Source organism: Fluviicola taffensis DSM 16823 (assembly GCF_000194605.1).
Lineage (GTDB): Bacteria > Bacteroidota > Bacteroidia > Flavobacteriales_D > Crocinitomicaceae > Fluviicola > Fluviicola taffensis.
The window spans coordinates 3,990,613-4,004,959 of sequence record NC_015321.1 but is presented as its reverse complement, the minus strand read 5'-3'; the positions used below and the strand labels follow the sequence as shown (position 1 = coordinate 4,004,959).

Genomic DNA, 14,347 nt, shown 5'->3' with positions numbered 1-14,347 from the left:
CAGATCTTTAAAATTCATTCATTCAAAGTGGAATTCATGATATTCTAATACCCAATTTCAGCAAATAAATCAACTAATTTTTGCCGTGGTTCAGCATTCAGTGTTCCCAATTTCATTTTTAAAAACCCAGGTAATTCGGGCGAAGGCTTTACAACCAATTTATCAGACTCGATATTTAAAACACCTACCATTTTGCCATTTTTGAGGAAAGCCACCTGTATATCAGGCTTGGAAGTTATTTCCGACCAATTAAATGAGGTTGGATCATTCACAATGGATAAAAAACGTGCTGTTTGCTCGTGATTGAATCGTTTCTTCAATGCAATCTTCCCATTAGAAACAGTTACTTCATCAAAAGTAGCCATCGGGTAGAGGCGATTTATTTTAGTTCCGTCTTTTTTAAGCTCAGCTAACAACTTTTTAGAGTCTTCTTTATGTAGCCCTGTTTTAGTCATTATCTTATCTTTCAGCTCTTTATCTGAGTACAATAATTAAATTATGAAGTTTCAAACAATTGATTTTTTTTCAATTACGCAGATAGTTCCCGTCCTCATCTGGAATTTCTTCAGGATGAGAATACCACGAATCAGGAGCTCTTCTAAAAAAGGTTCGGATAATCCGCTCTTTTTTGTCATCTGCAGTGCATCTAACCTCAATTTCTATTTTGTGATTTTCTTTCAATTTCTTTATCTGAATCTGAACTTCGGACGTTAGTTCGTTCCCATTACCTGAATACTCTTTATTCCCAATTTTCACTTTCCAATCTAAGATTCTATATTCGTAATTCTCATTAATTGGATAAAAATTTGATTTTAAAAATAATCGAGTCTCTTTCCAATAAACAAATCCTTCTGGATCTGTAGCTCCAAAATATAATCCAGGATCTGGTAATGGAATATTGTAAAATTCTATTTCTGAAATCAATACTGTATCTTGATTTGAAGTATTATAAATCTCAATAAAGGTCCTCAAATTATTCGACGGAAGAACGATGAAATTATGAGGAGGTAATAAATTTCCCAATGAATCCATGTTGGTTATCTTTTCGCAATTACAATTCAAATAATATGGCTCATCCATTTTAGAAAACCCGATCTTAATCAGATTAGGAACACGAGCATATAAAAAATTGTGTGATGAGTTTGAAACAACAACTATTGAGTCTTGAGAAAAAAGATTCCATGAAAACAAAAAGAATAAGATTAAAGTGATTTTCATGTAGATTCAGAAAAATTTATTTATTGTTTCTGTTTTATGATAGTCTTTTCAAAACACAATCCCATTCTCTTTTTTATATTCCGAATAATCAGTCAATAGATGAGCTGCTAAAATGGAATTATCTTTCAACAAACACGGAATTCCATCCAAAATTGGATAAGTTAAAAAACTTTCTTTTGAATATAAGAAAGAATCGCTTAGTTTGGTTAATTCTGTCAAAGTAATGGGACATCTTAAGCTTGGTTCATTGGATTCAGAACTGAGTTTCTCAATAACAATTAATCCTGTTGGATTTAAAGGATTGATAGAATGATCAAAAAGACGGTGTTCAATGACTTTATATCCTAATTCCAAAGCAGTAGCATGTAATTTAGTCACGTATCCGTGTTCTTTCATACGGTCTTGAGCTTCAGGGGAAGCAAATTCAAAGGATGGCTCCAATAAAATCAGATATTTACCAGTAATTCTATACAATTCCTCCAAGGCTTCTTTTTCCTTTCCACCATTTGGTTCGATAGAATGAGAAGTGTAAACAACATCAATTGAATTATCACACAACGGAATTTCAAATAAATTGGCCGTAAACAAGGAAATATTCTTCACGTTGAAATCAGCTAAAAACTCTTTTGCAAATTTCAAGCGCGACCAAGAAATATCAAAACCTAGGATGTTTTTTGGCTGTTGTTTTAATTGACGAACTACATTATTCAAGGTTGTAGCTTCTCCAACTCCAGCTTCCATAATCGAATTGAAACTACCCAAATTATCAACAATTGAAGCTAAAGAACAGGAATAGATTGTTCTAAATTCTGGATTTTCTAAAAATGCTTTGGTATAAGAACCAGCTTGAAAATCATAACTAATTAGAATCTCTTCAATTGTATTTTGTTCGTTTGGTTTCTTTCCTTTCAGGTATTTTATGATGTTTTCTCCTTTAGAATAAATCTCTTTGATCTTTGCTAATTGTTTGAATTTTTCCATTTGTAATTCTAAAAAGTCTTGTTAGTTTCCACTCTCCAAACGCTTCTGACGTTGCATCGGGTTCTCATTTCCTTGTTTTTGTTGGAACAATTGAAAACGAGTTGGTTTTGAAGTCGGAGGGAAGGCATTGTTATTTACATCACAATCTGCAGTTTCCAAGAAAGGATCTAATTGAAAGGAAACGACTGGTTTATCAAAAATTAAGACTTTCGTTACCGTAATATCATCCATTTTCCAAATCTCTGCTGGAATATTAATCACTTTTGTAGAACCATCTTCAAAAGTCGCTTGAATAATCAATGGAGTAACTAAACCGCCTTTATTTGTGAATGAAAGCTCATAAAATTGCTTTTTAGATTCCAAAATTTTCTTCTGTTCTGGAGTCAGTTTAGACTGAAGCTCTTCATATTCCTTTTTATCCAAACGATCGACTTGATAGATGTCTCTTTTCGCGTAAAAATCGTCAATTAAAGTATCTCGTTCATTCACCGTTTGTTTGATGGATTCTTTGTTACGAGCATCACCAATAAACTGTGGCCTTGAGTCAGCCGCTTTTTTATTTTCTGCCTTTTCAATTTCTGGATTATTCGAGTTTAACTCAAAATTCTTTACATAATCTAAAGAAATGTCTACGTACTCAGTGGAGTAGAACCAACCTCTCCAAAACCAATCCAAATCAACTCCAGATGCATCTTCCATCGTACGGAAGAAATCAGCAGGAGTAGGATGTTTGAATTTCCAGCGTTCACAATACGTTTTGAATGCAAAATCGAATAATTCACGTCCCATGATTGTTTCTCGGAGAATATTCAAGGCTGTTGCAGGTTTTCCATAAGCATTGTTTCCAAATTGCCAAATGGATTCCGAATTTGTCATGATGGGAGAAATGAATTTTTGATCCCCCCGCATATAGTCTGTAATCATTGCTGCTGGACCTCTTCTGGAAGGATATCCGCGTTCCCACTCTTGTTCTGTCAAGTATTGCACGAATGTGTTCAATCCTTCATCCATCCAAGACCACTGGCGTTCATCCGAATTAATAATCATTGGGAAAAAGTTGTGCCCAACTTCGTGAATAATCACTCCCCACATTCCGTATTTTGTTTGCTCCGAATAAGTTCCGTCTTCATTTGGTCTTCCGCCATTGAAACAAATCATCGGGTATTCCATCCCGATTTGATTGGAGTGAACGGATATTGCAACAGGGTACGTATAATCAATCGTATATTTCGAATACGTTTGAATTGTATGTGCCACCAATTTTGTAGAATAACGTTCCCAAAGTGGATTTCCTTCTTTCGGGTAGAAAGACATACACAAAATGTTTTTCCCTTTTACCACTGTATTCTGAGCATCCCACATGAATTTACGAGAAGTGGCAAAAGCAAAGTCGCGCACATTTTTCGCTTTATATGTCCAAGTCTTTGTTCCTGTAGCTTTATTTTTCTCTGCATTTTCAGCTTCTGCTTGTGTGACAATTAAGATTGGAGTATTGGAAATTTTCGCTTTATCCATTCGTGATCTTTGTTCAGCAGTCATAACTGAAGCTCCATTTTGTAATTCACCAGTTCCGGCTACAATATGATCGGAAGGAACTGTAATCGAAACCTCGTAATCTCCAAAAGGAAGCGTGAACTCTCCTTTTCCTAAGAATTGTTTATTTTGCCAGCCTTCAACGTCATTATAAACACACATTCTTGGAAAAAACTGTGCAATCGTATATAAATAATTATCCTCTTTCTCAAAGTATTCATAGCCTGATCTTCCGCCAAATTTCATACGATCATTGATGTTATACCACCATTTTATTTTGAAAGAAATGCTTTGTTTTGGACCAAGTGGCTTCGCAGGATCAATTCGCATCATTGTTTTGTTGATTGCGTAACGCATTTTCTCGCCATTTACTGTTGCAACCATCTCAATGTTAAATCCACCTTCAAAAGTCATTAATTTACGCTCTACATCTTTGATTGATTCGAAATCTTCCATTTTCTCAACTGCAATCAGTTTACTATCAGAATCAGCCTTGAAAATATTCTGATCCAATTGCAACCACAGATACTCCAAAACATCTGGCGAATTATTCGTGTAAGTAATCACTTCTTCTCCTCGAATGATTTGTTTGGTATCATCCAAGGTCAAATTCATTTTGTAATCTGCCTTTTGCTGATAATAATTATGCCCAGGAGCTCCAGCAGCTGTTCTGTATTCATTTGGAGTTGGAAGTTCAATATCCAACTGAGCAAATTTAGTTTGTGCTGATGCACTTAAAGCTGAACATACAACTAAGAATGACAACGTTTTTTTCATAATTACAGGGTTATGCTCTCTGTCCGTTTAGTAGGCAGAAATACAGCTGTTTGTTTTTGGTTATTTCGAATGAATGTGATCTTATTTTGTTGATTGGGGAAAGTCTCCATCAGCAAATCGAACTTAAAATCAATGGATCGTTTGGGTACAACAGTAGTACTCTCAAGATAAACATAAAGCAAGCCAGTTGGCATGACATCAAATCCGATTACTTTCAAGGAAACAGAAGAATCTCCAGTAGTAATTTCGAATCCTTTGGAAAGATGTGATTCCAATTGCTTTTTGAAATCAGTATTCCCATTTTGGTTTTCAATGTGTTTATCCAAGACAATCCCAGATTTTTTCATATCTACTTCCAGATCATGGGCTGTTACTTCGAGAGTAATCTCCAGTTTTTTACTCGTAGCATTGTATTCTACCTCTGCAAAAGCAAAGTAAAACTCATGCGCATTCGCAGAAAGTCCAACGAAAAAAAAAGTAAATACTGCAAGAAGTTCCTTCATAAATAGATTATTATTACAAAAATAACAGAATGCTGAGAGAAGACAACCAATTTTGGATTAAAGGAAGAATTATTCGGTTGAAGGTTGGAATTAATCGGATAAAGGATTGATTTTACGAATTACACCATAGGAAAGTGATGTAAATTAAACAGAAGGTACGCGAAGCATCGCGTACCTTCTGTTCGCAATATTATTGATTTCCCTTCGCGTGATCTGCGAGGAATTGAGCCAAACCTGTATCTGTCAAAGGGTGTTTTGCTAGTGCTAAAATCGCACTCAATGGTCCCGTCATTACATCTGAACCGATTTCTGCACACTGAATAATATGCATCGGATGACGCACTGAAGCGGCAAGAATTTCTGTTTCAAATCCGTAATTATCAAAAATGATACGAATTTGCTGAATCAAATCCATTCCATTTGTTGAAATATCATCTAATCGACCAACAAATGGAGAAACATAACTAGCTCCTGCTTTTGCTGCCAATAAAGCTTGACCTGCACTAAAAATAAGGGTGCAATTTGTTTTAATTCCTTTGGATGAAAAATATTTAATCGCTTTAATTCCTTCTGGAATCATAGGGATTTTTACTACAATATTTTTATGTAATTCAGACAAAGCTTCTCCTTCGCGAATCATTCCCTCAAAATCAGTTGCAATGACTTCTGCACTTACGGGCCCGTCTACAATTTTGCAGATTTCTACGTAGTGTTTCAAAATATTATTTTGACCTGTGATTCCTTCTTTAGCCATCAAAGTAGGATTGGTAGTGACACCATCCAAGATTCCTAAATCATTTGCTTCACGAATATCGTTGAGGTTTGCAGTATCGATGAAAAATTTCATGTTTGTTTTATTTTGATACAAAAATAAACCCATTTAGTAAGAGAAGGATAGATTAGCGAAGGAAGTTTTACACAACTGATTTTTTGTGTAATTCCGCAATATTACGTCAAGCTCAAAAACAGGAAAGAAAAATGATAAAAAAAAGAGGGGTAAGCTACTCTTATCGCACCGCTACAACCTCATACCTTTGCTACGTTCCCGTCCTGGAGGATTAAGAGGGAGCTGGTCGTAAAAGACTTACCCCAGCGCAAAAGTAGTCATTTATTAGAGAACGGAAAGTGGAAAATTGATGATTTTTTCTAAAATCGCATTTAAATAGATATAAACAAATCACTATCAGACACTTACCTTCATATTAATTCTTATAATTAAAGGTCAATATTCCATCTGCATGTTTTTCCGTCAGAACAAAAGAATTCCGATTCAACAAGGCAATCGCTTTCTCGTTTTCAGAGCTTGTAATCGCAATCACCTGATTCAGTTTCATGTAATTGATTCCAAATTCGGCAGCTAAAAGCAGGGAAGGAAACATGAACCCTTTACCTCTAAATTCTTCTTTCAGAATACATCCTAACTCTCCGATTCCATCTTTAAATCCGCGGTAATAACCTACAAACCCTACTGGCTGATGAGTTACACGGTCTTCAATCACCCAATTCACAGTATCTCTATCCAAATAATTTTGATGAATTCTTTCCATAATTCGGATTCCTTCTTTCAACGATTCAGCTACTTTTCCATCGTAAGTGAGAATTTCGAGCAGATTGGGGACGTCTGCTTGCTTTGTTTCCCGCAGAAAAACTTGTTCTGATTGTAATTCGGGGAAAACGGAGAAAGGAGGAAGATTCATATTAGCGGGTTTCTAAATGATAGTGTTTAAAGAAAAATAAAAGACGCATAAATATCTAAAGTTGACTCCTTAAAAATACAGATTTATTCTAATTCGCGTCTTTTTGCCTTTTTCCAACTTAGTTTGTTCTTTTTGAATAAGTAAAGTTGTTTGACCTTCGCTTTTGGATGCCCATTTTTCAGTTTTATTTTCAACTTCTTTGCTTTATTCTTCTCCAGATAATATTTGTTATTCTTGATGTAACACAACTCAAAACCATCCTGATAAACCGTTCCATACCAGGTATTTAATCCTCTTCTTTCAAGTGGCAGGAATAAGTCGAAATCAGGATGATAATAACCCATTTTATCGATATCTTTCAGTTTTACTTTTAACTCAATTTCTCCTTTAGGAGGGACAATATTGTAATCTGAAGTGTAGATAATCGCAAAATTGGGCGACACAGAGTCCCGATTGGTAAACTCTTTTCGAATTTTCTGAGAAGCATCCTGATACAGGTACCACTCTTTGTTAACCTCAAAATAACTGACAACTTTTTTCACTTCAATAGGTAAAGGAAGTGTATCATTAGATAGTTTCTCAGGCTTTTTATCTCTATCATAGGTGAAAAAGGATTTTCCTAATAGAGATTCTTCAGGTAAAATTAATCCAAGTGGTGGAAATCGGACATCGAGATTAACGCATCCCGCTCTTGTGCAAAAGCGTACTGTTTTTTGTATCGAATCGCGGCATAACGAATCATTTAAAAGTCTCCAGTTATCATTTCCAGGCTGGGCAATTAGTTCAAATAATTCCACACGATTATCCCAACGCACAGCAGGCATTTGAATGCAAGTTTCTATCTTCTTCAGCTCATCAGCTGAAAGAGAAGAGCAAGTATCAATATCAAACAAAACCATTCCGTAAGTCACTAAACGTTCTCCTTTCTCTGTAATCAGATCAATCCCATTGGCATTTGCTTCACTTTCGGTTTGCAGGTATTTCATCTTCGGTTTCAAAGCACAAATCCCGCAATTTCCAAATGAAGAAAGATCTCTTTTTATAATCACCCCATCAGGCGATTTGAATACCACATCATTTCCTTCCATGGGAGTGAGGTAAATATCTACCCGACGTTGAAAAGCTGCATTTTTACTCTGATTACTGGAATTGAAATCTTCGCCTTCATTGAATGTCCGGATTTCTTTTGGAGCAATTTGTTTGGATTTCAAATATGCTAAAACCGCATCAATCCTGCTTTGAGAAAGTTTTCGGTTATAATCCAATGTATTTGAGGTGTCTGTGTAGCCGTAAACTTCAAGGATGAAGTCAGTTCCATTCATGGATTTCACCAAACTATCAACCATCATTTGTCCTCCCGACTTTAATTCAGATTTGTTGAGGTCGAAAAATACGCTACTTGCTTTGCAAAAGTCCTGAGCATTTGAATGAAAAGTGCTGATTAGCACAAATACAAAAGGAATTAGTTTATTCATGCTGACAGATGTCTTTTTTTTGAAAAGGTAAACACTTTTCAATTTTATTCTACACGAATCAATGTTTCATCGAATTGTTCCAATTCATGTTGGGCCAGCAACAACTTCAATTGACCAATATATTGCGCATTTTCATGCAGCGATTTGAATAGAAGAGGAGTAAGCCATTCCACATTATCCTGAAGTCCTTGGTTGAACTGCAAGAAAACAGTCATCCATTGCTTGTAATTTTCGCGCTCCAATGATTCCCAATGCATTTCAGGGAGAACATCATTCAAATCAGATTCGATTTCCAAATCTAAAATTTCACAAACTGCAATATGTTGTGAATTAATCAATTGTGAAACAGCAACTTTCAAATCCCATGGAATATCTCGATCATCTTTCATTAAATGAGAGATCCAACTCAAATTTAACTGATGAACATATGAAAATCGTTGCTGAAAAAAATCGAGCATTTACAGTTGTTTCAAAGAAGAAATGGTAGCTGTTGGATTAGGGCTATTGAAGACAAAACTACCCGCAACCAAAGCCTGAGCACCTGCATCAACCAATAATTTCCCGGTTTCTAAATTCACTCCGCCATCTACTTCAATGATTGCCTTTGATCCTGTTTTTTCAATCAAAGCTTTTGTTTGCTTTACTTTTTCGATTGCTTGATGAATGAACTTTTGTCCACCGAATCCTGGATTTACAGACATGATCAGAACTAAGTCCAAATCAGCAATTACATTTTCCAAAACCGAAACGGGTGTGTGTGGATTCAATGCAACTCCAGCTTTCATTCCTGCTTCATGAATTGCTCCAATTGTTCGGTGTAAATGCGTACAGGCTTCATAGTGAACTGTCAAAATATCTACTCCAGCTTTCGCGAATTCAGCAATAAATTGATCTGGATTCACAATCATAATGTGACAATCAATGGTCTTTTTCGCCACCTTTTTCAAAGCAGAAATAATAGGAAATCCAAAAGAAATATTGGGAACAAATACGCCATCCATCACATCTACATGAAACCAATCAGCCTCACTTTGATTAATCAATTCGAAATCGCGTTCTAGGTTTCCAAAATCGCATGAGAGTATAGAAGGAGCAATGATAACAGACATATTTTTTAATTTTCCACAAAAGTACTAAATCCTTTTTTGTAAATTATCTAAAAGAGTTCCTCTTGATAATTGTGACATTGACAATTACTAATTCACCTTCTGGTAAACCTTCATCATCTTCAAGTATTTCTCATCGCGATCATACACATCTGGATAAAAAAGCAATCGGCCTTTTCCGTTTGTAGTAACCGTGATATAATCTACTTGCAATTGAATGGGCTTGTGTAAATGAATGGTAAAATGTTCCTTACGAGCAATTAGTGTATCCAAGGAATCGCGGGTCATTTTTTGCCTATCATCTCTTGTTAAAATGAAACGCGCCAATGAATCTGGCAGTTCGCAACGCATACATCCATGAGAATATGCACGAATATCTTTGTTGAAAAATCCTTTCGATGGTGTATCGTGGATGTAAACTCCGAATTTATTGTTGAATTCAAATTTCACCAATCCCAAGGCATTGTCGGAACCAGGTTCTTGGCGAACTCGGAATGGGAAATTTTTCTCCTTATAACGTTTCCAATTGATTGTAGTTGGATCTACTTCAGTTTCCCCACGATATACCTTGTAATTGTTCTTTGCTGCATAATTTGAATTGTTTTGGATCGCTGGCAAAAACTCTTTACTTGCAATAGTATGCGGTTGTGTCCAATAAGGCAATGAAATGATTGCTCTCAATTTAGAACTTAACTCCGGTGTTTGGTTTTCTGGTTTGCCAACAACTACTCTGTGTTCTGAGAGTAAAGAATCATTGTAAAAAAGGCGCAATTTGTATTCAGGAATATTTACCCACAAATAACGATCTGGAAATGGAGCTCTCCAACGCCATCTTTCCATGGATAATATGGCACGGTGACATTTAAAACGAACTGATTCATTCAAGGATTTCCGTGTATAAATTCCAATTACTCCATCTGCTTTTAGTCCATTATCGGCTTGAAAACGGCTCATAGCATCCCAAAATGACTCGTCATCATTCTTTTTAGGATCCAAATATCCTTTGTCGATCAACGATTCTTTCGATAACTCTACACAACGTAATGAATCTTCAACAAGGGCTGGAATTTCAAAGTGAATATTGGAAAGTGTTTTTTTAGAAGCAAATTGATACAAACCAATTGCCAAATATCGATACTCGCGGCGTTTTGGTCCCATATTAGCAAGCCAAGTTCCCCATTTTTTGACCGTGTCCATTTGAGCAACACTCTTAGATAATGATTTTACATCAATGGAAACGATTGGGCGGTAATTATTGATTGAAGTATCTAAAAATCCAACCTTTAAGTCTTGTTGCAACTGAGCTAGTCGAGCGGTTAATATAAACTCTTGAACAATGGAAGTATTGGTTAATGAGTCTTGCTTAAATTTAAACGGACGGTTATCTGGAAGCCCAAGAGCACAAGGGAATTTGAGTAATTCTTTCCAATTTTCGCCCTTTTTCACCAACATGGAATCATTTGCCCAAACAGGTTTGAAATCACGTGATTTGTAAAACACATAAACAGAATCGACAATTCCTTTTGGAAAATCTAATTTTGTTAATAAATCGGATTCAACGGCCAACGAAATTCTCTTTTTCAACGAAACTTTTTGGTCAAAAATGGGATCTGATTTGTCAATGTCTGCAGAACATCTAATGAATGTAAAAGTGAGTGCAAGTGGAAGAAAAAGTAATAGAAGTCTGCTAAATTTCATAAAGGATCAAAAAATAATGAGCAATTTTACTGCAAGATACTTATTTCCTCAAATATGGAGCCTCAAATTTATTCAACATACATTCTTCTTGGAATCATGATAGTGATGTCACTTACGGCATTTAATAACCGTGATTTCATGGAGAAATACCTATTTAGCCCCTATTTGGTGAAGCACGAGAGAGAATCTTATCGATTTATCACACATGCTTTTTTACATGGAGATTTCGGTCATTTATTGTTCAATGGAATTACTGTTTTTTTCTTTGGTACAGCCTTCGAAAGTAAGTTGATTGAATTTTATGGACTTAGAATTGGGGAAGTTGTTTTTTGGGGATTTGTAATTATTTCAATGTTTGCCTCCAGTTCTGTTTCATATTTCCGCCACAAAGACAATCCAAACTACAGATCGTTGGGGCTTTCTGGAGTTGCTTCGGCGATTCTTTTTGCAATGATTATGTTGGAGCCAGAAATGAAAATCGGATTCATGTTCATTCCTGTGCCAATTCCAGCTTGGGTTTTCGGGCCAATTTATTTAGCCTTTGAAATTTATTCAGACCGTAATCGAAAAACAAATATTGCACACGATGCGCATATATCCGGTGCGATTTTCGGTATTATTTTCATTTTAATTACTAATATTGAACAAGTGATTTCGGCATTTCAAAACCTTCTCCAATGAGCGACCAAGAATTATTCGTAAACAACAACGGTAAAATCATCAGTAATACAGGACATTCCATTGCAGCTGGAAACAGAGGATACACTTATGGCGATGGACTTTTTGAGAGCATGCGCGTCATGAACGGGAAAGTTCTAAACCTTGGACATCACTTCTCACGCTTAACAGAGGGCGCGAAAATTCTAAAAATGCGTTTACCTGCTTTTTACACGACCGAATTTTTCCAACAGCAAATTGAAGAGCTTATTCAAATGTGTAAAATTTCTGAAGGAGCAAGAATAAGGCTTTCAATTGATCGTTTAGGTGGAGGAACTTATCTTCCTGATACCAATGAAGTTAGTTACTTTATTGAAATCTATCCTATTGAGCAGAATTTGTTCGGATTGAATGCGAAAGGATTGGAAGTTGATTTGTATCAAGATATCAAGAAAACGAAGAATATCCTTTCCAATTTTAAAACAAAAAATGGACTTCTATACGTCTTAGCTGCTATCTCAGCAAAAGAAAAAGGATTGGACGATATGTTGATAACCAATGACAATGGTCAGATTCTAGAAAGTTCACATAGCAATATTTTCGTCGTTAGCAATGGAGTTCTTTACACTCCAAGTCTTTCAGACGGTTGCTTGGCGGGAACAATGCGCATGCAAGTAATCAACTTGGCATTGAAAAACGGATTAAAAGTTTACGAATGTCCGATTTTACCATCTAATTTATTGGTGGCAGATGAAGTATTCTTAACCAATGCAGTGCGTGGAATTACGTGGATTGGAGGTTACCGAACGAAACGGTATTTCAATACAACTGCGCGTAAAATTGTAACGTTCTTGAATGAAGAATGGGACGTTTAATTCCTGCATATTTCAATTGGAGTGGAGGAAAGGACAGCACATTAGCCTTATATAAGGCACTTCAATCAAATACTTTTGATATTCGTTATTTGCTCACAACTTTAAATCAAGAAGCGGATCGAATTTCCATGCATGGAGTTCGCAGTGAATTATTGCAAGCACAGGCGGGATCAATCGGAATACCAACAAAAACAGTTCATTTACCAACTAGTTCTGACATGTCGGCTTATGAAGCTGTTATGAATCAGGCAATCACTGAATTGAAAGCTGAAGGAATTTCCGACTGTCTTTTTGGAGACATTTTCTTGGAGGATTTACGCATGTATCGGGAACAAAAACTCAAAGAAGTGGGCATTTCGGCATATTTTCCGATATGGAAAAGAGACACCAAAGAGCTCATTCATGAATTCATTGATTTGGGATTCAAAACAATTGTTGTTTGTGTCGATTCATCCAAACTAGGAGAGGAGTTTGTAGGTCGAGTGATTGACAAAGAGTTTATATCCGATTTACCTTCAACGGTAGATCCATGTGGAGAAAATGGGGAGTTCCACACCTTTGTATTTGATGGGCCCATCTTTGAAAATCCAATTCTTTTCGAAAAAGGAGAAATCGTTTACAAAACCTACGAAGCCAAAACAACTGAAAAAGAAACTATCGAATATGGATTTTGGTTTCAGGACCTTATTCCGATTTAGGTTTTTCTTCTGGATTAGGGTTTTTAATTTGTTCCTTCACAATTTGCTTGGTTACCTTTTTCTTTTTCGTCCAGAATAAGGCTTTCGGTATTTCATCACCTAATAGAAACCCATAAGGTTCTAGGCTTGGGACTGCATCAAAAACAACTTTTAAAATTGCCGTAATTGGTATGGCTAAAAACATCCCTGAAACTCCAGCTAGCGCTCCACCAACAATCACTGATAAAATAGACGCTAGCGCATTAATTCTAACTTTGGAGCCAACAATACGTGGCAATAATATATTGTTGTCAATCAGTTGAACCACACCAATAACAGCGACCATTCCTAAAACAGATTGTTGAATATCTGGATTATTCGAGAGTGAGATCAAGCAACTTAGAAAGTTAGCAACAAGTATTCCAACGTAAGGAATCAAATTCAACAGTGCGACCAAAAGTCCTAAGAAAAGGGAGTATTTCACCCCAATGAGCCACAATCCCAATGTTGTCAATGCAGCCACAATTGCAATTTCAAGTAACAATCCTAAAATATACATGCGAATAATGACTTTGATATCATTGACAATAATTTGCATTCTTTCGGAACTTTTTGCTGAAACTAATCTCATTAAAAACCCCAATAAAAGCTCTCGATAAAATAAAAACAGGAACAAGTAAAGTGGAACTAAAATAAAGTTTACCAAAGCTCCGGTTAGTGTTCCAAAACTTTCCATGGAAACCAAACTTCCACCTTTCATTAAATTCTCCTTAACAATCTTTTCCTGCTTTAAGTTTGAAATACCAAAAGTATGATTGATCCAATCTCCTATGTCATGAATGACCTTCATCATGTTCTTCTCTAATTTTGGAAGATCACTGAAGAAATCTTTCAGTTGAAGTCCAAGCAAAAACAATACTCCTGCAAAAATGACAATCGCTATGGCAACCGTAATAATAACAGATAGAATTTTCGGAAATCGCCATTTTTTCTGTAAAAACGAGTCGATTGGTCGGATTAAAACACCAAAGATAAAAGCTAAAATAACAGGGAAGAGGATATCACTTCCTAAAAAAACAATTACACCAATGACTACTAGGAGTAGGATATTGAAAATGCGTTTCTGATAATTAACTTGAGCGTTTTCCAT

The 14,347-nt window shown here is 35.9% G+C and carries 15 protein-coding genes and 1 other RNA gene; 3 read left to right on the top strand and 13 right to left on the bottom strand.

Annotated elements, in window-relative coordinates; genetic code table 11:
• Positions 1-44: 44 nt before the first annotated feature.
• From FLUTA_RS17490 to FLUTA_RS17440, 12 genes are all read right to left on the bottom strand, one after another.
• Positions 45-455: a hypothetical protein gene (locus FLUTA_RS17490; protein WP_043023918.1), complete on the bottom strand. Its 411-nt coding sequence runs from the start codon at positions 453-455 to the stop codon at positions 45-47.
• 70 nt (positions 456-525) lie between these two features.
• On the bottom strand, positions 526-1,218 hold the full coding sequence (locus FLUTA_RS17485; RefSeq protein WP_013688237.1) for a hypothetical protein: 693 nt from the start codon (positions 1,216-1,218) through the stop codon (positions 526-528).
• Positions 1,219-1,266: 48 nt separating this feature from the next.
• Positions 1,267-2,199, bottom strand: coding sequence for a methyltransferase domain-containing protein (locus tag FLUTA_RS17480; protein WP_013688236.1), 933 nt, complete (start codon positions 2,197-2,199; stop codon positions 1,267-1,269).
• 21 nt (positions 2,200-2,220) lie between these two features.
• The gene (locus tag FLUTA_RS17475) at positions 2,221-4,509 is read right to left on the bottom strand and encodes a M1 family metallopeptidase (protein ID WP_013688235.1); all 2,289 of its coding nucleotides are present in this window, start codon (positions 4,507-4,509) and stop codon (positions 2,221-2,223) included.
• 2 nt (positions 4,510-4,511) lie between these two features.
• A complete protein-coding gene (locus FLUTA_RS17470) occupies positions 4,512-5,012 on the bottom strand; it encodes a DUF6702 family protein (protein WP_013688234.1) in 501 nt (166 codons plus the stop codon).
• A gap of 190 nt (positions 5,013-5,202) precedes the next feature.
• A complete protein-coding gene (fsa, locus tag FLUTA_RS17465) occupies positions 5,203-5,859 on the bottom strand; it encodes a fructose-6-phosphate aldolase (protein WP_013688233.1) in 657 nt (218 codons plus the stop codon).
• A gap of 145 nt (positions 5,860-6,004) precedes the next feature.
• Positions 6,005-6,102, bottom strand: an RNA gene (gene ffs, locus FLUTA_RS21075) — signal recognition particle sRNA small type.
• A gap of 112 nt (positions 6,103-6,214) precedes the next feature.
• Complete coding sequence (locus FLUTA_RS17460) at positions 6,215-6,709, bottom strand: GNAT family N-acetyltransferase (protein WP_013688232.1); 495 nt, start codon at positions 6,707-6,709, stop codon at positions 6,215-6,217.
• A gap of 83 nt (positions 6,710-6,792) precedes the next feature.
• A complete protein-coding gene (locus FLUTA_RS21005) occupies positions 6,793-8,184 on the bottom strand; it encodes an OmpA family protein (RefSeq protein ID WP_013688231.1) in 1,392 nt (463 codons plus the stop codon).
• Positions 8,185-8,228: 44 nt separating this feature from the next.
• Positions 8,229-8,642: a hypothetical protein gene (locus FLUTA_RS17450; protein ID WP_013688230.1), complete on the bottom strand. Its 414-nt coding sequence runs from the start codon at positions 8,640-8,642 to the stop codon at positions 8,229-8,231.
• Entirely contained in the window at positions 8,643-9,293 is a 651-nt protein-coding gene (rpe, locus tag FLUTA_RS17445; RefSeq protein ID WP_013688229.1) for a ribulose-phosphate 3-epimerase, read from the bottom strand.
• A gap of 87 nt (positions 9,294-9,380) precedes the next feature.
• Positions 9,381-10,988, bottom strand: a complete 1,608-nt coding sequence (locus tag FLUTA_RS17440; RefSeq protein ID WP_013688228.1) for a L,D-transpeptidase family protein — start codon at positions 10,986-10,988, stop codon at positions 9,381-9,383.
• Between the two features lie 54 nt (positions 10,989-11,042).
• Between FLUTA_RS17440 and FLUTA_RS17435 the strand changes: the two genes are divergently transcribed.
• From FLUTA_RS17435 to FLUTA_RS17425, 3 genes are read left to right on the top strand one after another with little or no spacing between them, the layout of a single operon-like run.
• Positions 11,043-11,669 (top strand): rhomboid family intramembrane serine protease, encoded by a 627-nt coding sequence (locus FLUTA_RS17435; RefSeq protein WP_013688227.1) that lies wholly within the window; start codon positions 11,043-11,045, stop codon positions 11,667-11,669.
• Positions 11,666-12,520, top strand: coding sequence for an aminotransferase class IV (locus FLUTA_RS17430; protein ID WP_013688226.1), 855 nt, complete (start codon positions 11,666-11,668; stop codon positions 12,518-12,520). Before FLUTA_RS17435 ends, FLUTA_RS17430 begins: the two co-directional genes overlap by 4 nt.
• Positions 12,508-13,218 (top strand): Dph6-related ATP pyrophosphatase, encoded by a 711-nt coding sequence (locus tag FLUTA_RS17425; RefSeq protein ID WP_013688225.1) that lies wholly within the window; start codon positions 12,508-12,510, stop codon positions 13,216-13,218. Before FLUTA_RS17430 ends, FLUTA_RS17425 begins: the two co-directional genes overlap by 13 nt.
• Here FLUTA_RS17425 and FLUTA_RS17420 read toward each other — a convergent pair.
• Positions 13,205-14,347: an AI-2E family transporter gene (locus tag FLUTA_RS17420; protein WP_013688224.1), complete on the bottom strand. Its 1,143-nt coding sequence runs from the start codon at positions 14,345-14,347 to the stop codon at positions 13,205-13,207. The genes FLUTA_RS17425 and FLUTA_RS17420 overlap by 14 nt on opposite strands.